17 protein-coding genes are annotated in these 20,278 nt (G+C 40.9%); 10 read left to right on the plus strand and 7 right to left on the minus strand.

All coding sequences use genetic code 11. From position 1 onward, the window contains the following. Window positions 1–4 precede the first annotated feature (4 nt). Together ESA94_RS09265 and ESA94_RS09270 are read left to right on the plus strand one after the other, a co-directional pair. Window positions 5–367 carry an SMI1/KNR4 family protein gene (locus ESA94_RS09265; protein WP_129130604.1) on the plus strand — a complete coding sequence of 121 codons (363 nt, stop codon included), beginning with the start codon at window positions 5–7 and terminating at the stop codon, window positions 365–367. Window positions 368–456: 89 nt separating this feature from the next. Further along, entirely contained in the window at window positions 457–2,583 is a 2,127-nt protein-coding gene (locus tag ESA94_RS09270) for a S9 family peptidase (RefSeq protein WP_129130605.1), read from the plus strand. 36 nt (window positions 2,584–2,619) lie between these two features. Here the strand turns inward: ESA94_RS09270 and ESA94_RS09275 are convergent, their stop codons facing one another. From ESA94_RS09275 to ESA94_RS09290, 4 genes are all read right to left on the minus strand, one after another. Next, window positions 2,620–3,684, minus strand: a complete 1,065-nt coding sequence (locus ESA94_RS09275; protein ID WP_129130606.1) for a hypothetical protein — start codon at window positions 3,682–3,684, stop codon at window positions 2,620–2,622. Window positions 3,685–3,702: 18 nt separating this feature from the next. After that, window positions 3,703–4,071, minus strand: a complete 369-nt coding sequence (locus tag ESA94_RS09280) for a hypothetical protein (RefSeq protein ID WP_129130607.1) — start codon at window positions 4,069–4,071, stop codon at window positions 3,703–3,705. A gap of 2 nt (window positions 4,072–4,073) precedes the next feature. Then, window positions 4,074–4,487, minus strand: a complete 414-nt coding sequence (locus tag ESA94_RS09285) for a PPC domain-containing DNA-binding protein (RefSeq protein ID WP_205755945.1) — start codon at window positions 4,485–4,487, stop codon at window positions 4,074–4,076. 139 nt (window positions 4,488–4,626) lie between these two features. Then, a complete protein-coding gene (locus tag ESA94_RS09290) occupies window positions 4,627–5,448 on the minus strand; it encodes an SDR family oxidoreductase (RefSeq protein ID WP_129130609.1) in 822 nt (273 codons plus the stop codon). 88 nt (window positions 5,449–5,536) lie between these two features. Between ESA94_RS09290 and ESA94_RS09295 the strand changes: the two genes are divergently transcribed. Then, on the plus strand, window positions 5,537–6,727 hold the full coding sequence (locus ESA94_RS09295; RefSeq protein WP_129130610.1) for a parallel beta-helix domain-containing protein: 1,191 nt from the start codon (window positions 5,537–5,539) through the stop codon (window positions 6,725–6,727). Between the two features lie 60 nt (window positions 6,728–6,787). Here ESA94_RS09295 and ESA94_RS09300 read toward each other — a convergent pair whose 3' ends face one another. From ESA94_RS09300 to ESA94_RS09310, 3 genes are all read right to left on the minus strand, one after another. After that, complete coding sequence (locus ESA94_RS09300) at window positions 6,788–7,645, minus strand: TIGR01459 family HAD-type hydrolase (RefSeq protein WP_129130611.1); 858 nt, start codon at window positions 7,643–7,645, stop codon at window positions 6,788–6,790. Window positions 7,646–7,678: 33 nt separating this feature from the next. Further along, on the minus strand, window positions 7,679–8,740 hold the full coding sequence (locus ESA94_RS09305) for a hypothetical protein (RefSeq protein WP_129130612.1): 1,062 nt from the start codon (window positions 8,738–8,740) through the stop codon (window positions 7,679–7,681). Window positions 8,741–8,991: 251 nt separating this feature from the next. Next, the gene (locus ESA94_RS09310) at window positions 8,992–10,341 is read right to left on the minus strand and encodes a glutamine synthetase family protein (RefSeq protein ID WP_129130613.1); all 1,350 of its coding nucleotides are present in this window, start codon (window positions 10,339–10,341) and stop codon (window positions 8,992–8,994) included. Window positions 10,342–10,672: 331 nt separating this feature from the next. On the opposite strand from ESA94_RS09310, the gene ESA94_RS09315 reads away from it, so the two are divergent. The 7 genes from ESA94_RS09315 to ESA94_RS09350 all read left to right on the plus strand — a co-directional run bounded on the left by ESA94_RS09315 (window position 10,673) and on the right by ESA94_RS09350 (window position 20,229). Continuing rightward, window positions 10,673–11,326, plus strand: coding sequence for a DUF2238 domain-containing protein (locus tag ESA94_RS09315; protein ID WP_129130614.1), 654 nt, complete (start codon window positions 10,673–10,675; stop codon window positions 11,324–11,326). Between the two features lie 408 nt (window positions 11,327–11,734). After that, complete coding sequence (locus ESA94_RS09320) at window positions 11,735–12,277, plus strand: hypothetical protein (RefSeq protein WP_129130615.1); 543 nt, start codon at window positions 11,735–11,737, stop codon at window positions 12,275–12,277. Between the two features lie 125 nt (window positions 12,278–12,402). Continuing rightward, window positions 12,403–15,741: a T9SS type B sorting domain-containing protein gene (locus ESA94_RS09325; RefSeq protein WP_129130616.1), complete on the plus strand. Its 3,339-nt coding sequence runs from the start codon at window positions 12,403–12,405 to the stop codon at window positions 15,739–15,741. A gap of 430 nt (window positions 15,742–16,171) precedes the next feature. After that, window positions 16,172–16,837, plus strand: a complete 666-nt coding sequence (locus ESA94_RS09335; RefSeq protein WP_129130618.1) for an HhH-GPD family protein — start codon at window positions 16,172–16,174, stop codon at window positions 16,835–16,837. A gap of 25 nt (window positions 16,838–16,862) precedes the next feature. Next, entirely contained in the window at window positions 16,863–18,338 is a 1,476-nt protein-coding gene (locus tag ESA94_RS09340; RefSeq protein WP_129130619.1) for a GmrSD restriction endonuclease domain-containing protein, read from the plus strand. 44 nt (window positions 18,339–18,382) lie between these two features. Beyond that, window positions 18,383–19,447: an AAA family ATPase gene (locus ESA94_RS09345; RefSeq protein WP_164972684.1), complete on the plus strand. Its 1,065-nt coding sequence runs from the start codon at window positions 18,383–18,385 to the stop codon at window positions 19,445–19,447. Window positions 19,448–19,452: 5 nt separating this feature from the next. Next, window positions 19,453–20,229 (plus strand): hypothetical protein, encoded by a 777-nt coding sequence (locus ESA94_RS09350; protein WP_129130621.1) that lies wholly within the window; start codon window positions 19,453–19,455, stop codon window positions 20,227–20,229. Window positions 20,230–20,278: the final 49 nt, after the last annotated feature.

Raw genomic sequence — 20,278 nt, forward strand, 5'->3', positions numbered from 1 at the left:
AAGGTTGAATACAATATCAAATATTGAGCAGACAAAAGGAATAATTCTCCCTGACTTATATAAGGATTTTTATAGGTCTTGTTCAATTGGTATTCCTGAGAAACTAATTGGTTCAGATCTTCCGAATCATTATTTGGAATTAGAAAAATTTGCAAAAGAGCTTTTAGCAGATAATAGTGTGATAAATTTCTTAGAGCCTGATGACTTTGTTTTTATCATGCATCAAGGATACCAGTTTTGGTACTTTAAAGCTGACGGAAAAAAAGATCCGATAGTTTATGGTTATACCGAAGGGAATACCCAGCCTGATAATTTTGGAGTATTGTCGAAGTTTATTACTGAATTAATTAACTCAAGCCGCACTTAGCAATAACTGCGGTTTTTTTATTCCATTCATCCCAATGCGCCTGTTACTTTCCCCAAAAAAATTATCTTCATCCCCTTAAAAAATAACGCATGCGAAAAAATGGATTCTTTCTGTTGTTTGTGGCGGCTGCATTTGGCGCTTCGGCTCAAACAGCATTAACCACAGACCAGATGCTCAAAGGAGCAGCACAAAAAATAACCAAACCACTTCCGCAGTTTGTTGAATGGATCGGCGATAACAGTTTTGTTATCCGTCGTGATGGCAAACAATACCTGCACGATGTAAAAACAGGTAAGGAAACAGATTACACTTCTTCTGTTATGACAACCATGGTGGTTGTTCCCGAGATCATCAACAAAGGAAATGATCTGTACCTGAAAATGGCGAACGAAGAAACACGCCTCACCAATAATAAAGACGAAGAGAAGAATCCAGTTCTTTCGCCCGATAAACAGTTTGTAGCGTTTACACGTAACAACAATCTGTACACGATCAATCTTGCAACAAAAAAAGAAACACAACTCACCAGCGATGGTACCGACGTGATCTTAAATGGTTTTGCAAGCTGGGTGTATTTCGAAGAAATTCTCGGCCGTGCAAGCCGTTACAAAAGTTTTTGGTGGAGCCCCGACAGTAAGAAGATCGCTTACATGCGCATGGATGAAAGCGAAGTGCCGATGTTTCCGATTTACAGCGAAGAAGGACAGCATGGTTTTATTGAACGCACCCGTTACCCAAAAGCGGGCGATAAAAATCCTGAAGTAAAGATTGGTGTGGTGGCAGCAGAAGGAGGTTCAACCGTGTGGGCCGATTTTAATCAGAAAGACGATCAGTATTTTGGTATGCCTTTGTGGAAACCCGATGGCAGTGCATTGTGGATCCAGTGGATGCCACGTACACAAGACAATCTGAAAGTGTATGAAATGAACCTGGCTGATGGAAGCAAGAAAGTGATCTACGATGAAACACAAAAAACATGGGTTGATCTCGATGATCAGAACCGGATCACTTTTTTGAAAAACGGAAAACAATTCATTCTGCAAAGTGATGCAACAGGCTGGAATCATATTTACCTGCACGACATGAGCGGTAAACGCATCAATGCCATCACCAGCGGAAACTTTACGGTTACCGATGTTACATTGATCGATGAAAAGAACAAGCTTGTTTACTTCACTTGTCGTAAAGACAACAGTGCCCGTTACGATCTGTACAAAGTAAAAATGGATGGCACCGGTTTACAGCGTTTAACCTTTGGTGAGTTCACCCATCGTAACATTCGTGTATCACCAAGCGGAACATATTTTATTACCAACTACTCCAATGTTGCTACACCCGATGTAATGGCATTGGTTGATAATAAAGGAAAACAGTTGCGTGAGTTAGGCAATGCAAAAGGTGAAGCCTTTGCAACAACTGCATTGGCAAAAACAGAATTGTTGCGTGTGAAAAGTGAAGATGGCAAATATGATCTGCCTTTGCGTATAGTATGGCCGGTGAATTATGATAAGAGCAAAAAATATCCTGTGATGATCAGCATTTATGGTGGTCCGAACGCAGGAACAGTATATGATGGCTGGGGTTTAAATATGCAGCAACAATGGTGGGCAAAAGAAGGGATGATACAGGTGGCAATGGATCATCGTGCAAGCGGCCACTTTGGTAAAGAAGGGATCAACTACATGCACCGCAACCTTGGTTACTGGGAAATGAAAGACTGGATCACAATTGTAAAATGGCTGATCGAGAACGCAAGTGTTGATAAGAACAAAGTTGCCATCAGTGGTTTCAGCTATGGTGGTTATATGAGTGCATACGCACTTACATATGGTGCTGATTATTTCACACATGGCTTGGCAGGTGGTAGTGTTACCGACTGGAGTTTGTACGATAGTCATTACACCGAACGTTTTATGGATACGCCAAAAGAAAATCCTGAAGGTTATAAATCTTCTTCGGTTTATACTTATATCGATCAATACAAAGGTTTGCTGCGTATCTATCATGGAACAATGGATGATAACGTACATATGCAAAACAGTATGCAGCTCATTAAGAAACTACAGGAAAAGAAAAAACATTTTGAGTTTATGCTATACCCTGGTGGCCGTCACGGCTGGCCTGGAAATCAGCAACTGCATTCGCAAAATGAAATAGTGTTGTTCATTTATAAAAACTTATTGGAAAGAGAAGTGCCGAAGGATGTGTTGAAGTAAAAGGAATGATTTTTTATAAAGAGGGTAAGCTTTAGCTTACCCTCTTTTCATAGACCAAATGCCATAGTCAATTTGCTCAGAGCTGGACCCGTCTGGGAATTTGATATTTGAATTAATTTCCCATTCCCCTGTAAATTCATGTTTAAACGAGTTGTATGTGCCTTTATATGCCAACTGAGAATTAAGAACTTTGTGATCAGTCAACTCCTCGCTGGTTTCATCAACCATCCATGCTGAAACATATTCTTTAGTAAAAGAGATAAAGTTATCGTTAATGAATCCACTTATTTTCGCAAACCCTTTTTGTGAACCAACTCCTTCTAAATCCTGGCATTCCCCTTCAAATGTACCATCGTCTATATCGCTTAAATCTAAATTGAACGCCACCTTCTTACCATAAAGCTCATCTCCATATAGAGGTCCGTACTCATAGTAACCGGTCCACTTGCCTCTCATTGAACTAATATTGCTTGAAACTAATTGATTCGATGGTAAGTATTTTTTAAAAGGCGTTTCAAACAATAACTGATCTCCCTCGTCTGCGTCAATACGAACACCGAGCAAACGTTTAGCTACTTCAAAACTGAAATCTTCCAGTAGCTGGTTTTCTTCAAATTTATCATCAGGTAAATCTTCATAACTCCAGTACATTGTATTGCCATCAACGAAGCCTTTATTATAAAGCACAATTTCTTCTGATAAGAATTCACCTCCATCTAAAATCTTCCCATTATCAGCGTCAATTGCTTTCACTCTTACTTTGTGTCCTTTATCAATTAATGAGTAACCATGAAAATTTGTTGTGCTTAAAAAAGCAATGGATAAAATTTCAGATTCGGGATAAATAGAAATTAGTTGTCTTTCTTTATAAGTAGTAACATCGTTAATGAAATCGTCAATGATTTGAAAGCCATCACAAATAATAATCGTGTTATTAAAGTAGCCAATATTAATGCTATTATCATCGGGATATAAACATTCATCTAACAATGTTTCTTCTGAGAAAGTGTAATTGTCAAGTCCCAGTGCGGAAAGCAGTTTTTTATCATCCCGAACATTACCAGGATCTTGTATAATAATCATTGAACCTTTCCAGCCCATAAAATTTATTTATTTTAATTATTTATTCCACAACACCAATCCTGCCGTAGCCGAAAGTAATGTATATGTCACGCCAAAAATCAAAATATCTTCCTTCGGGTTTCCATCAAGCGAACCCAGCCATAAAACGACTACGGTAATTAGAAACGTAACGATTGCATTAATGAGCGGCAGGAACAAAGCCAGCGCCCAATTGTTTCGCTCAACAGTCAACTGCAAAACTAAAAAATAGAAAAAGGTGAGAAAAACAAACACCACTAATGCGGTAAACAATTCTTCGCCCTTTGTATGGCCGCTGTAAGTTGGATAATAATGTGCCCAGTAAAAAGTGAACAGCAGTAACGCTGCGGCATAAAAAATACTGATGGATTGTAAACGGCTCAACATGCTTACTGCTTTGGTTTTACCTGTAACTCTTCCCAAGGCGTAGTGCCGTCTTTCTCTCTTGTAAAGATCAATTGCGTGCCTTCGCCAATGATAATTTCGGCAGTGGTATAAACAAGATTACTGTCGAGTAAATGCCCGCCGATGGTTTTGCCGGTACTATCACTCACACTCATATGCAGGTGTGAACCATTTATGCTGACGGTACCAACCAAACTCACAATTTCAAAATGACCGGTTGCTTTATTTCCCTCCGGCTGATTGGCAAAACGAAGATGGTATTGCGTAACACTGCCCACACAGGTAACGATCCAGCCGGCTTCAATGTTATGCTGCTGCACATACGATTGAATTTCCTGTTTCAGATCCTGTCCCGGTTTTAAACGGAAAGCATGTGTTTTTACATCGTCGTTTTGCATGGCTGGTTTTGTTTTACATGCGGCGAATAAAAAAAGTATAAGTATGTATTTCATTTTTTTGAACCACAAAGTCACGAAGACAGGAAGGATCACAAAGAAGGCTTGGTGAATCTTTGTGACTTAGCGCCTTCGTGGTTTATCAGTCCACAAATAAATCGGTAAACAATTTTCCTCCCGGTGTTACACTGTACTTACTTAAATCAGTAATTCCTTCTGCAGCAAAAACTTCTTCATCAATAAATAAATTACCGGTGCAACTGTTCGATGGTTTGCTGAGGATCAAATGGGCAGCATCAGCCAACACATCAACCGTGCGACTCATCTTTGCCAATGCTTCACCACCTAACAAATTACGAACAGCAGCGGTGTCAATCGTTGTACGTGGCCACAATGCATTTGCTGCAACACCATCTTTCTTCAACTCTTCTGCCCATCCCAGCGTCATCATACTCATGTTGAATTTGGTGAGTGTGTATGCAATATGACCCGCCAGCCATTTTGGTTTTAAATGAACAGGCGGAGAAAGAGTAAGTATATGCGGATTTTTTCCTTTGCGTAAATGCGGAATGCAGGCTTTCGTCATAAGAAAAGTACCACGCACATTAATGCTGTGCATCAGATCGAAACGTTTGGCTTCGGTTTGTTCTGTTGGCGTAAGCGAAATAGCCGATGCATTGTTAATAAGAATATCAATGCCGCCAAAAGCTGCTACTGTTTGTTCAACGGCTGCCTGTATCTGTTCTTCAAAACGAATATCTAACTGAATAGCTAATCCTTTACCACCTGCTGCCGTCATTTCCTCCGCTGCAGAAAAAATTGTACCACCAAGCTTTGGATTTTCTTCTACACTTTTTGCTGCAACAACAACATTAGCACCTTCTTTCGCCAGTTTTAAACCAATGGCTTTACCAATGCCTCTTGATGCACCGGTAATGAAAACTGTTTTTCCGTTAAATGACATAGCAAACTTTTTAAGAAATGAAAGTTAGTGAAAGCACTTCACGCATTGAAAAGAATTTGTATTTTGTTTACAACCTTATACACTTGTTATGCTTCGCCAAATTCATTTCAGCCTAACCACAATCTTATTGGTTTCATTTGCAACTGTCAACGCACAGGATAATGATGAAAAGAAACTGCAGCGCCTGTTTGTAACAGCAACAGATAATTCAACCATCGAATTACCAGAAGGGACATACCAACTCAGCAGAAGTTTGTGGCTCGATGGAAAAAAGAATGTACACATCAAAGGAAAAGGAATGGATAAAACCATTCTCAATTTTACGGGACAGATAGATGGCGCTGAAGGAATAAAGATCACCAATGGAAAAAACATTATCCTGGAAGGAGTAACAGTGCAGGATACAAAAGGTGATGCTGTGAAGACACAGTATGTTGATGGTATTACTTTCAAACAAGTGAAAGCAGAATGGACACGTGGTGCCAACAGCAAGAACGGTGCGTATGGTTTATATCCTGTGCAATGCAGCAATGTGTTGATCGATGGTTGTGAAGCAAGAGGCGCAAGTGATGCCGGTATTTATGTGGGACAAAGCAAACATATCATTGTCCGCAATTCAAAAGCAACAGAGAATGTGGCAGGTATTGAAATTGAAAATTCGTTGTATGCAGATGTGTATGATAACGAAGCAACCAATAACACGGGTGGCATTTTAATTTTCGATTTACCCGATCTTGTACAAAAGAAAGGTGGTTATGTACGGGTGTATCGCAACAATGTGCATCATAACAATCATATCAACTTTGCACCCAAAGGAAATATTGTGGGCAAAGTACCACAGGGAACGGGAGTGATGATCCTTGCTACCAATCATGTAGATGTGTTTGAAAATAAGATCATCAACAACATCACCGTTGGTACGGCTGTTGTGAGTTATTACATTACCGAGAACCCGATCAAGGATTCATCGTATTATCCTTTTCCGTCGCAGATCAATATTTACAACAACAGTTACGAAAGGCAAAATGTACGGGCAACAGGCAAGGGAAGAATGGGGAAGATGTATCGCTTTAAACTACGCTTTGGAAAAAATGTACCGCATATTCAGTATGATGGTATTGTAGATAGTAAATCGCCTGCTGAGATCTGCATCCGCAATAACAGCAATCAAAGCTTTGCCAACCTTGATGCAGAAAAAGGATTTAAGAACATCAGTCGTGATGCTGCAAAACACGATTGCACGTTACAGCCTGTACCAAAAGTGGAGTTGAAGAATTGATTGTGCTTACTATTTAGTTTATAGCAACACTGAACAATTGTTCTTCAAAACTTATTTGTTTTACACACCCGCCGATTCACATACATAAGTAGGCACAATACCCGTTGCACGGATGCGTGTTTCAGCATCGTCGGGCAAAGTGTTACCGGAGAGTACAAGCACAGTATCCAATCCAAATTTATTACCGCCAAGTATATCGGTGTGCAATGTATCGCCCACCATTAAAATATCTTTTTTGCTGATAGGTGCGCTGCTGCGTTCACGTAAAAGATCGTATGCAAACATGAACATTTGCGAATCGGGTTTGCCAAAACGAATGAATTTTTTGCCTACTATACTTTCAATCATTGTCGCCACACCACCAATGGCAATAGATACATCATTACTGCCGCTGATGGGATAAATATGGTCGGTGTTAGCTACAATTGCAGGAATTGTGCGCTTGCGTAAAATATTTACAGTACGGTTCAGATCATCAAACCAGTTAAAGCCTTCATCATCCAGCAACACCAATGCATTAACCTGGTCAATGTTGTATTGTGTAATTGCACTCACAGGCAAGGTATGCAAACCCGAACTGTCTATATAGTGCGCTGAACTTTCGGTACCGAGGTAGGCAACAATACCGTCATTCACTTTCAGATCAAGATATTCTTTTGCCAGCATACCCGACGAAATAATACGCTCCTGCTGAATAACATCTAACCCTATCTTATGATAGGTTTGCGCCAGTTGCTGCGGACTCCGGCTTGCATCGTTTGTAACAATGTAGTATTCTTTTCCCTGCTCTTCGAGATAAGCAAAAGTTTTATCCATGCCGGGTATTAAACCATTGTAACTTTTTATTACGCCGAAGGCGTCGAAAAAAATTACTTTGTACTTATCTGCTACCGATTTAAAGTCCTGAACTGAAAACATGCCGTTGTTGATTTTAAGTGTTAGTGTACGGTGTTATTTCTTTACAGGTTTATCTTCTTTTATTTTAAGTGCCTTGATCAATTTTTCTGCATCAAAGTCTCTGTCAACCGAAGGCAGGTAAATATCATAAGCTTCTGCACGCAGTTTTTTTGCATACTGATCGCTGAAGAAATGACTGCCATCTTTAATTACATAATTGAGAATAAAGAAACGGTAGCCCTCTTTTAAGAAACGCAACTCATCTGCAGTAAGCGGATTTACTTTATGATATTCTTCAAGGAAGATGATGAAGCGGTCTTCCATCATTGTGTTAATATAATAACTGAACACGGTTCTGTCGCCTGCATCACTCACCACTCTGCTGAAGAAATAAAAATCCATCATGCGGCTGCTCATGCGAAACCAATCATAATCCCAACGTGAATAAAGTTCGAGCTTATCTGTAACAGAGAAGTTGCCGATATTCCAATCAATAAAAACGGGAATCGTTTCAAACGAAGCTGCATTTGTTTTTAAGCGGTTCTTTAAAAACTGTTCGCAATGATACTTCACCAGATCGGCCTGTGCCCTTGTGCCGAATTGTTTTTCATCGTCCTCAATCATATCCATCAACGTATGAATATCGGTACGCAATGTTTTGGATGATTTGGGTAAAATATGCCGCAACCTCGAACATGATTTGTGAAACTTCCCGATCTGCTGACCAAACTTGCGGATAAGCTTTTCGTCCAGTCGTTTAGGTAAGCGCTGCATTACACGTACAGGATTGTAAAACACCACCCATGCCTCTGTTTTCTTTGTGCGGTAGTGATACGTGTACACCCGGTTGTTCTTCAGCAACGATTTTGCCAGCAGGTTTTCGAACGGGTACAATAAGTTGTTGGAAAGTGTATGGATGATGCGGTGATCTTCTTTAAAATGTTCGTACTTGCCGAAATAAGAAAGCTTGGCAATGACGATATCTTCATCTTCGAATGTAATACGGTACACATGGTTGGTACTTACCATGGCGCTGATCTCTTCTATATGGGCAATCTTCTTGGTGGCGTCGTATCCTTCCCACGCTTTATGAATAATTTTTACTGCTTCTGTCATAATTTTTTTTGAACCTCTAAGACCCGGAGACGCAAAGATATAAGCAGAGAATAAGAAGAAAAACCAATGTCCAAAAAACAAAATTCAAGAGCCAAAACCTCAATTCCTCTTCACCTCTGCATTCTCCGTGCCCACTGCGTGAAACAATATTGTAAGCGTAGCGAACAACTCATCTGTGTCATCTGTGACCCTGTTTCTTCCTTGTGAGCAAAGCGAACAACCTTCTTTCCTCTTTTCCTTCTTTTATCCTCTTAGATAATCTCAAAATACCTTTTCAGCTCCCAATCGCTTACATGCTTTGCAAACTGGCGGCACTCCCACAAACGTGTATTGGTAAAATGATCAACAAAGTCTTCGCCAAACAGATCTTTAGCAACGGATGAATGTTGCATGTGTGTTGTTGCTTCTAAAAGATTAGATGGCAACACACCGTTGTCTTTATAGTTATATCCATTTCCTTTTGTTGCAGGAATATTCAACGGCAGTTGATGTTTGATGCCATACAAACCCGAAGCCAGTGAAGCTGCAATGGCTAAGTACGGATTGGTATCGCTGCCGGGCACTCGCATTTCGGCACGTGTATATTTTTCTGATGGATGTAACACACGCACAGCGGTTGTGCGGTTATCAACTCCCCATGTAACAGTTGTTGGCGCCCACGCTCCTTCTACCAGTCGCTTATAACTGTTGATTGTAGGCGCATACATCGGCAACACATGCGGTAAACAATACAGCAAGCCTGCCACATAATGTTCCATCAGCTGGCTCATGTTGTGTTTGCCTTCTTTACTGTAGAATAAATTTTCCTTTGTTGAAGGATTCCAAAGGCTTTGATGAATATGACCACTGCAACCCGGTAATTGTTCATTCCACTTGGCCATGAACGAAGCCATGATGCCGTGCTTGTAAGCAATTTCTTTCACCGCTGTTTTAAACAACACTGCTTTATCAGCAGCAGCCAATGTGTTATCATGCACAATGGCTGCTTCATACACACCCGGACCGGTTTCCGTATGAATGCCTTCAATAGGTATGTTGAATTTGTTAAGCTGATCAATAAGATCAAAATAAAAATCGCTTTGCAACGATGTACGCAGAATGGAATAACCAAACATACCCGTTGTAAACGGTTCAGGTTGTACAAACTGTTTTTGCTGCAGGCTGTGCGGACTCTCGTTAAAGTTGAACCATTCAAACTCCTGTGCAAACTCAGCATGATAACCCATGTCTTCACACTCCTTCACAACTTTCTTTAACAACGAACGGCCACAAGCTGCTACATTACTCTTGCTGAAATCGGCTAAGAAAAAAGGCAGATCATTTTGCCAGGGAATAGTACGTAACGTTGACGGATCGATATGCACCTGCTTATCGGGATAGCCGCTATGCCAGCCCGTTAGTTGCACATTATCGTAAGCGGCATCATTACTGTCCCAGCCAAACACCACATCACAAAAACCGATACCGCTTTCGAGTGTATCGAGGAGTTTTAGTTTACTGATCACTTTGCCACGCAATACGCCATCAATATCAGCAAAAGCAAACTTCACCTGTTCGGCATTGTGTTCGTTCAGGTATTGTATCAATTCATCTTTTGTCATGAACCGTTTATTTAAGTGTGTACAAAGTTGTGGCTTATAAAGGGTATTTCAAAGACATTCACGCAGAGAGAGCAAGGTACACAGAGGAAAACAGCCACGAATGACACTAATTGCACGAAACAAACCATATCGTTCTTCATCGCTTCTCTCTCTTGTACTCTGCGTAAATAACATTATGAGCAAAGCGAACAACCCAATCTGCGTTAATCATTTCAATCCGTGTTATCTGTGACTCTATTTCTTCCCTTTAAGCGTAGCGAACATTCCTCTTTTCCTTTTTCCCTCTTTTAAACGCTTAGTTTACTATCTTGCCCTCAAACCAAAAAAGCACATGCCCTTCAGTCTCGCTATTTCCACCTACCGTACACCGTTACAAAAAAATTACTGGCTCTGGATCTTCATCACTGTTTTTACAGGCGTATGGATCAGCACATTGGTTGGCACTACCGACATGAATAACTGGATACTGGAGAACACGCTCGTGTTTCTTTTTTTAGGATTCCTGTTGTTCACCTACCGCAAATACAAGTTCAGTGATCTCAGCTACCTGCTGGTATGTGTGTATCTCTGTCTGCATGTATATGGTTCAAAATATACCTATGCCGAAAATCCGTTTGGGTATTGGCTGAAAGATGTGTTTCAAACGGAGCGTAACCATTACGACCGTATTGTGCATTTCAGTTTTGGTTTTCTGCTTGCCTATCCCATGCGGGAGTTGTTTTTAAAATGGATCGGTTATCCTAAACTCGTATCGTGGGTATTACCGATTGAGATCACACTTTCCATCAGTGCGTTTTATGAGTTGATCGAGTGGGCGGTGGCCGATGTGTTTTTCAAAGCACAGGGCGATGCTTACCTCGGCACACAAGGCGATATCTGGGATGCACAGAAAGATATTATGCTTGCTTTCTCGGGAGCAATTCTTGCAACAACCATTGTATCGGTAGTGAAAAGGTTGTTTAATATTTATGAGAAAAGTAATTGAACCACGGAGACAGGGAGACACAAAGAAAAACAGATAGTCCTTTGGCCGCACTCGGGTTTGCCACGAAATCCATTCTTCGTTGAAACTACGAAGGGCAGGGCACGAAACACACGAAATCAAAACACATTCTTCTTAATTCAGGTCAGACCTCTCCAAGCGGCCTGACTTAGTACCCTCTGCGTGAAAAAACATTGTGAGCGTAGCGAACAATCAGTGTCAATCCCTCCAATCTGCGTTATTTGTGAATCCATTTCATATCTGAGAGCAAAGCGAACAAAAACCAGCAAAGGCTTGCAATTTGGTTGGGAATGCGCTACCTTATTTATCCGTTTCAACAACTCGTACTGCTTGATTGCTGCAAGTCCCGCCCGCTTTTTTCTTCATCATTTTAAAACCAAATCAACTTTCATGAAACAGATCTTTGCCTTTTTATGCATGGCTTTCGCCATTACATCCTGCAACAACAGCCAGGAAAAAACTGCCGAAACCACAACAACAGATGCGCCTGCAGCTGCTGAAGTAACCCTACCCTACACGCTTTCATCGCCTTACCACAACTGGGCCATTGGCAGTAACGAAAATGTAGCTGCTGCTATGGCGGGTTTAAAAGCTTTTGTTGATAAAGATTCTGCTGCACTGGCAGCAAGCATCGGTGATTCGCTGGAGTTAAATTTTGATTTGTTACAGACCAAGCTTAGCCGTGACAGTGCGATGAAATTTTTTGCTGATGCCCGTAAAATGTATAACGATCTGAAGGTAACCATGCACGACTATGTATCGGTAATATCGGCCGATAAAAAAACCGAATGGGTAACCATCTGGTACACCCAAAGCTGGAAAGATGCAAAAGGTGTAGCCGACTCTGTGCAGGTAGTAAATGATATTCGTATGAGCAATGGAAAAATGGTGGAACTGGATGAAAAGTCAAGCCGTTTTCAGAAAAAGAAATAAATGACTAAAGTAGATAAGACGAAAAGTGGAAAAGACTACGCTGCAAAATGCAACGTGGTCTTTTTTATTTCGATTGATAAGGATACCAGTCGATAAGAAAAAAGCCATGTGTTTTGAGTTTTTATATGGCAAAAAAACTGCTGAATAAATCACACAAGCATTATTTTTATCCGAGTATGAAAATCACTGCAATTTTAACATGGTTCATATTCATTTTTTTATTTGCACAGCCTGCTACAACGTACGCAAATAATTGTGCTGTTTCGGCTTCTTTTACACCTGCAACAAGAGACTCTGTTTTTACAACAGATCGGCCCGTATCGTTTCAAAGCACCAGCACCAATGTCACTTCGCTGAAATGGGTAATCAATGGGCTGACACTCTCTACGTCGCCGTCTTTTAATTATTATTTTATTGATGCAGGCGTATATGAATTCAAACTAATTGCTTCCAACGGAACTTGCAGTGATACATCTATCGCCGTGTATGTACTCACAGGACAGCAACCGGCCAACCGTGATAAAATTCAGGCATACCAGGGACTTTCAGGGTTTACCAACACCCCCACCAGCATTACATCCGCAACAGGTGGAGGTTATCTGGCTGGAGGATATGTTGCAGATATTCCTGTTGGAAATTATACTTTTTACGAAAGCGGGTTGGTTATTAAAATTGCTGAAGGAGGTTGTGCCGAATGGTCCAGAACACTGCGTAACCAATTCTACACAAAAGTGGAAAAAACACTGGCGCTGAAAGATGGAGGATTCCTGGTTACCGGTCTCACCGATAACAAGCTTTTTCTGCTCAACCTCAGCAGTACGGGTGATGTACGTTGGAGCCGCACGCTCAACGTAGATGGCGAACAAATGACGCTTACCTCACTTCTTGAAACAGACGACGGACATTTTGTTATTGGGGGTCAGGTCTGGAATAAAGGAATTGTAGTAATAAAAAGCGATACAAATGGAAACGTCCAATGGACTCGCTTCTTCGAAAAACCTGGAGGATCGCTTACCGGTTATGTTGCTACCAAGCTTCTTCACAAAGACAACGATGTCTACCTCTTCTGTGATGTTGCCCTTTTTCAACCCGGACCCGTAACCGGAACGATAACCCCTTTCGGCAATCTGTTGAAACTAAATTATACTACTGGCCAAACCCGTTGGACCAAAACGATGTTGGTGAACAATGAATATGTAAACCCCCGGGATCTGCAATGGTATAAAGATGGCCTCGTCTTGAATTGTTTTGCCACCACCGGTATTACAAATGCCAACAACACAATCATTCATGTAGATACAGCCGGCAACCCCCGCTGGGCCAAAACCGTTGCCACCACCTCCATCCCTCTGGTTACCGCAAACTCTGTTCTGCTTCCCCTTCCCGGAGGAAGCTGGTATCTTGCTAACCACGGGATACAATTACTAAACCTTCAACCTTATTCGTTTGCCCATAGCATATTTGTCAAATTTGACGCTGACTTCAACCCTGTGTGGACCAAACACTATATGCGTTATGCCAATGCTCCATTGGCCTACGCAGCAGCCGGAGCAAAAGATGCGCTCGTGGGCCTGGGTAAAGAATCTGGTCCCGGCAACAACTACTTCACCGATCACTCCCTCAAATTTGCCTTTGTAAAAATGGACTCGGCAGCGGTCAATCCGTCTGATCCCTATTGCAGGGTTACTGAAACGCCGGTGACCATCCACGATGCTGTTGCCCGTAATGTGCCCTTTGCCTGGACCACCGAAGGTTCGGCTGTAAGTACATTCAGCCCGCAACCGCTTACCGTTACCGCCGCCTACCCGCATACCTATTTTCATTGTCCAACAGATTTTATTGACTCCTGTTCCTTTATCAGATTATACGGCCCCACCGATATTTGCCGCCTCAACGAAACCGTTGAGTTTAAAGTAAAGCGAAACAACGGCTGCGCTATTCCGCTCAAATGGATACTTCCGCCAACCGGTTGTCAGATAATAAAGCAGACCGACAGTTCCTTGCAGGTTCGTTTTACTTCGTTTCAAAAACTAACCGTTCGTGCCCTGCTCGAATTCTCCTGTAACCCTGTAATCGACTCGCTTGTTGTGGATGTTCGTCCCAAAGGAAACCTCACCCTCAACCTCGGCGCAGATACCAGCCTCTGCGACGGTAACACAAGAATCCTAAAAGCAGGGAAGGGCTTCTTAAACTATTTGTGGAGCGATGGAACAACAGCCGATTCATTAACCGCCTCACAACCCGGTACCTACTGGGTACAAGTAAACGACTCCTGCAACAATATCCTCACAGATACCATACGCATTGCTCAGGCTCCTCCCGTGCCGCTGTCGCTGGGTCCCGATCGTGTGAAATGCAACAACGACACATTGCACATCAACGCTCCGGCCGGATTTATTACCTACAGCTGGGGGCCGGCTCCGGCCATCAGCAATCCGGGTGCAGCACAAATCATTGTAAACCCCACAGCCGATATCAGTTATTTCCTCAAAGCCGAAAAAACACCGGGCTGCTTTGGCTTCGATACCATCCGGGTCAAAGTCAATAACTCGCCGCCTGTTCAGCTCGGGGCCGACTTATCATTTTGCAAAACAGATAGCGCAATTGTAAGCGCAGGATACGGTTTTGCCGGCTTTGCATGGAGCACAGGAGTTACAACACAACAGGCCGTCTTAAAAACATCAGGAACCTACTGGGTCATTGCTACAGCCGCAAATGGCTGTACTTCTTCCGACACCATACAGGTATTGCAGGTGTTTGACACCCCTGTTGTAAAGCTCAACCAGGATACGGCCATTTGTACCGGCGACAGTAAGTTGCTGGATGCCGGTAGTTTCGATACCTACTTATGGAACACCGGTGCTACTACCCGCACCATCAGCATTTTCAATCCGGGAACATACAGCGTTACAGTAACCGATGCAAACGGATGCCGTGGCACAGGCGTCAGCAAACTCTCCGGCTTGCGCCCTTTACCGGTTCCTTACCTTGGTACAGATACCGCCGTTTGTTCGTATGGTACACTTGATCTCAATACCGCCAGCAACTATACCTCCTACCTGTGGAATACCGGTGCCGCAACAAAACAAATCAACATCAGCCAGCCCGGCACTTACTGGCTGCAGGTGCAGGATCAATACGGGTGCAAGGGCTCCGACAGCATCACCGTTACACGAAAAGAATGCCTCACCGGCTTCTATATGCCCAACGCCTTTACACCCGATGGAAACGGGTTAAACGATGTGATAAAACCTTTTCTTTTCGGAAGGGTGGCCGCTTATGAATTCAGTATTTACAATCGCTTTGGCGAACGCATTTTCGTTACCACCAACTTAACGCAGGGCTGGAATGGCCAGGTCAACAATCAACCACAACCTCCCGGTGTTTTTGCATGGCGATGTACCTGGCAAATGGTGGGCGAAAAACCGGAACAGCGAAGCGGTACGCTGCAGCTCATTCGATAAACTACTGTTGAAAACAGATTGACCGGATCAATTCATGCAAATGCATTCAATGTAGCTGGTAATGGCTGGTTTTTGTCCGCCCGGGGTCTCACATTGTGGACCCCGGGATAAAATACAATCATTAGATGAATGTCTATCTGTGGCCTTATTCGTGTTCATTCGGATAATTCGTGGTAAATACTGAGCCGGTCGAAGGACAATCTGCGTCCATTCGTGTCCATCTGCGGCGTAAGCTATAGTCTTCCTTCGTGCCAATCCTGAGCGATAGTCGAAGGGCAGTGCCTTTCGTGGTTAACTTTATACCACAATGGCCGATGTCTATACTCCCCAGCAACGCTCCTTCAACATGAGCCGCATCAAAGGCAAAGACATGAAGCCCTTCTTTATAGACAGCCCTTTCTGTGAGCACGCTAAAAAATTTAATTGAACAATGAAGCCGCCTCTTTCAAAACACAGCATTGTTTTCTTTCAAGAAAAACTTTTGGAATGGTTCAAAGAAAGCGGTCGTTCTTTTCCTTGGCGTAAAAAAGGTCTAACACAATACCAATACATTGTTGCTGAAACTTTACTGCAACGTACCAAAGCAGAAACGATCGCAAAATTTTACCCGCAGTTCATTAAGGATTTCCCTAGTTGGAAAGCATTAGCAAACACCAATCTTGAAAAATTAGAAACCTATTTAAAGCCAGTAGGCCTGTACAAGCAACGTTCTAAACGCTTGGTTAGCTTGGCACAGGAGATGGTAAAACGAAAAGGCCGTTTACCAAAAGAAAGGAGTGAGCTAGAATCAATTCCTTTCATGGGGCAATACATCGCAAACGCTGTGGAGTTAATTATTTTCAATCAACCGAGCCCGTTAGTTGATGTAAATATGTCTCGTGTATTAGAACGTTTTTTTGGCCCAAGAAAAATGGCGGATATACGCTATGATACTTACTTGCAGCAACTCTCATACAAAATTGCAAATCATGAACAATCAAAAGAGATCAATTGGGCTATCTTAGATTTTGCAGCATTAGTTTGTAGACCGAAACCATTATGTTTTATGTGTCCTGTTAACAGAAGATGCAAAAATTTTATAAGTTTATCCCTGTAATTTTACCCCTACAAACCAATCTGGAATGGCGTTACCACAAAGAGAAAAATTAATGGAGGCACAGTTTCAAGCATTCAAAGAGCTTGGCGGGGAAGCACATATAAGCGAAATTGATAGAAAAGTCACTTCTATTTTGGATTTAAGTGAGAAAGACTCCCATGAAATTCATGAAGGCAACAGAACAAAACTTGCTTACGAACTTGCTTGGGGTAGATTCTATTTAAAACAAGTAAACTTACTGGAAAAATTATCAAGAGGTCGCTGGTCATTGACAGCTGAAGGTTTCGAAACTGACAAAATTGATACATATTCAATTGTTAACAATTACAGGCCGAAAGATTCGGTTGAGACAGAATTAGCAAATGACCTTAATGATGACATTTTAAGAGAAGAAACAAATACTGAGGTTGAGAAAGAAGTACAAGAAATATCAATTGACATTAAAGATCCCTTTGATCCGAAATTAATAGATATAAAGAGTAAAACAATGATGTTGAAAGCATTGTTTGAAAGGCTAAACCATGGTGAAATTGACCTATTTACAGATTTTCAAAGACAAGGTGATTTATGGGATATAACAAAACAAAGCCGTTTAATCGAATCAATTCTTATTAGGTTTCCGCTACCTGCCTTTTATTTTGATGGCTCTGTTGACGATAAGTGGTTAATAGTCGATGGACTGCAAAGAGTTTCTGCTTTGAAGAACTTTGTAATTGACAAGAATTTTAAGGGTCAACCATTTAAACTGGCAAATCTTGAGTTTTTGAAAAATGTTGAAGGTCTATCGTATGATGATTTACCAAGAGATTTAAAAAGAAGAATAGACGAGACAGAAATAACCACTTACATAATTAGCCCAGGTACTCCAATCCAGGTAAAATACAATCTCTTTAAAAGAATTAACACAAGTGGGTTATTTTTAGAACCACAGGAAATTCGACATGCCCTGAATCAAGGTGAGCCGGCAAAGTTTGTAAAGGACCTGGCAGATTTACCTGAATTTAAGAAAGCCACATGTTATGCTATCAAAACAGAGCGTATGTTAGATAGGGACTTCGTTACAAGGTATGTCTCATTTAGGCTTATAAATTATAACGAGTATGAGCCCGATTTAGATAGCTTTTTAAATAAAGGCATGTCTTTAATCTCCACTATCTCACCTGTTCAGAGAAATCAAATCAAAGTTGATTTTATTAAAGCAATGAATGCCTGCATCAGGTTATTTGATAAGTACGCCTTTCGAAAAAGATATCATATTGAAGATACTCGCAAGCCGATAAACAAAGCTTTATTCGAAACCTGGTCAGTTACTCTATCAAAGTTGTCCGAAGAAAGAATAAATAGCTTAATAAACGATAGCGATTCCGTAAATCTTCAGTTCATTCAGCTAATGAATAGCGACTACGCTTTTCAAAACTCAATTTCTACATCTACTAGCGATAAAAGTAGAGTTATAAAACGCTTTTCAGAAATTCAAAATTTAGTAGATAACTTATGTTAGACCAATTGCACATTTACAATTTCAAATCTTTGAAAAAAGCTCCAATGGATTTGAAAAGACTGAACATTCTTTCAGGCTTAAATGGCATGGGCAAGTCTTCAGTTATTCAATCATTGTTGCTACTAAGGCAATCATATCAAAAAGGCTTACTTGAAAAAGTAGGTCTTGTTTTAAAAGGTGATTATATAGAACTTGGCACAGGTAAGGACGTGTTTTATGAAGCTGCGGGAGAAGAAGAACAACTAACCTTCAAAACAGTATTCCAGCATTCTGAATCAATTTGGGCTTTTGATTATTCAGCACAAAAACATGTATTACCTGTAAATACTGCACTTTCAAAATTTGATGCTAGTAGTTTCAAGGAATCACTGTTTTCTAATAATTTTCAATACATAAATGCTGAACACATATCACCCTTAAGCCTTCATAAAAAATCGCAGCTTGATGTTAATGAAAATCGGCAAATAGGAATTCATGGCGAATATGCAGTGCATTACTTGGTAGAGTTTGGAGATAAAGAAAAAGTTGTATTTGAAAATCTTATACACCCGAAAGCCAAATCTGAATTTTTAGGTCATAACGTAGAAGCATGGCTCAGTGAAATTTCTCCTGGAATAAGATTAAAAACAGACGATCTTTTTTCTGTCGATCAAACAAAGCTTGGCTTTGAATTTGAAAATGGAACAGGATTTACAAATGAGTTCAGGCCTGTAAACGTTGGCTTTGGAATATCTCATATTTTACCAGTGTTGGTTGCAATTCTAAGCGCCAAAGAAGAAAAATTAATTCTCATAGAAAACCCTGAATCACATATACATCCGAGAGGCCAATCTGTTGTGGGCCAATTATTATTCAAAGCCTCTCAAAACAATATTCAGCTTTTAGTTGAAACTCATAGCGATCATATACTGAATGGTGTTCGTGTAGAAGCATTTCGTACTAAAGCCGGAGCAGATAATGTAGGCTTGTTCTTTTTTGAAAGAAATAAAGAAACGGAAGAGCACTTCAGTATTTTCAAAACGCCAATATTAGACAACAACGGGAGAGTTGATTCCTGGCCAGAAGGTTTCTTCGACGAGTGGGAACGCACTTTAATTGAACTAGTATAAATAATATGGAGGTAATTTTCAACGAAGTTTCCTTTCAGAATATTGCTGCTTCTCCGGAAGAAGCAAACAAATGGATGGATGACTTTTTTAACTCGTTAAAAACACTTGAAAAAAGATTGCACAAAACAGTTTACACAAGTTCTGTTTCAGCTTTCTCTGGTCAGTTTATAGCAAACAATTACGTTTTTAGCCAATGGCTAAGTAATATTAAAGATCGTGAATGGTTACGCAAAATAATTGCAATAACAACACATTTGCCGTTTCGTCATCCGGAGGGTATTTATCAATTTAATGGCCTTGCAGTTTATGGATTAGGTCTTGCTTTTGAAGAAGATAAACTTACATGCAGCTACCCTGTCACAGAATGGAATGCAAGTATTACATTCTCATCGGAGATCATTGACGCCGCTGATGTTGTGGTTCAAACACCTTGTGCAGTAAAAAATATTGTTTCTTCAAATTCAGTATTTGAACATTTTCCTGCATTTGTATTTGAACATCATGAAAAGCATGATAGCAAACGACACAATTTAAATGACGGTGAGTCCACTCTATATTACAATATACCTAACGATCAAGAAACTGTTCAAAAATTACTAGATTGTTCATTTTCAGAAAATGGTGAGGAAGAAGAACGTCGCTATGTCTACGACGAGAACCAAAAAAAATATGTAGAATTCAATTGTCATCAAGGCCTAAAATATCACGGATATCACATTGAAGATGCCAATAGGGTGCCTCATACAGTGAAACTGAAAATACACAACTTCAAAGATTTATAACTAAGTAGTTGATTATCAACAAAAATTTACAATTCACTATATTGTAACT

This window comes from Lacibacter luteus (genome assembly GCF_004118265.1).
In the GTDB taxonomy this organism is placed as follows: domain Bacteria; phylum Bacteroidota; class Bacteroidia; order Chitinophagales; family Chitinophagaceae; genus Lacibacter; species Lacibacter luteus.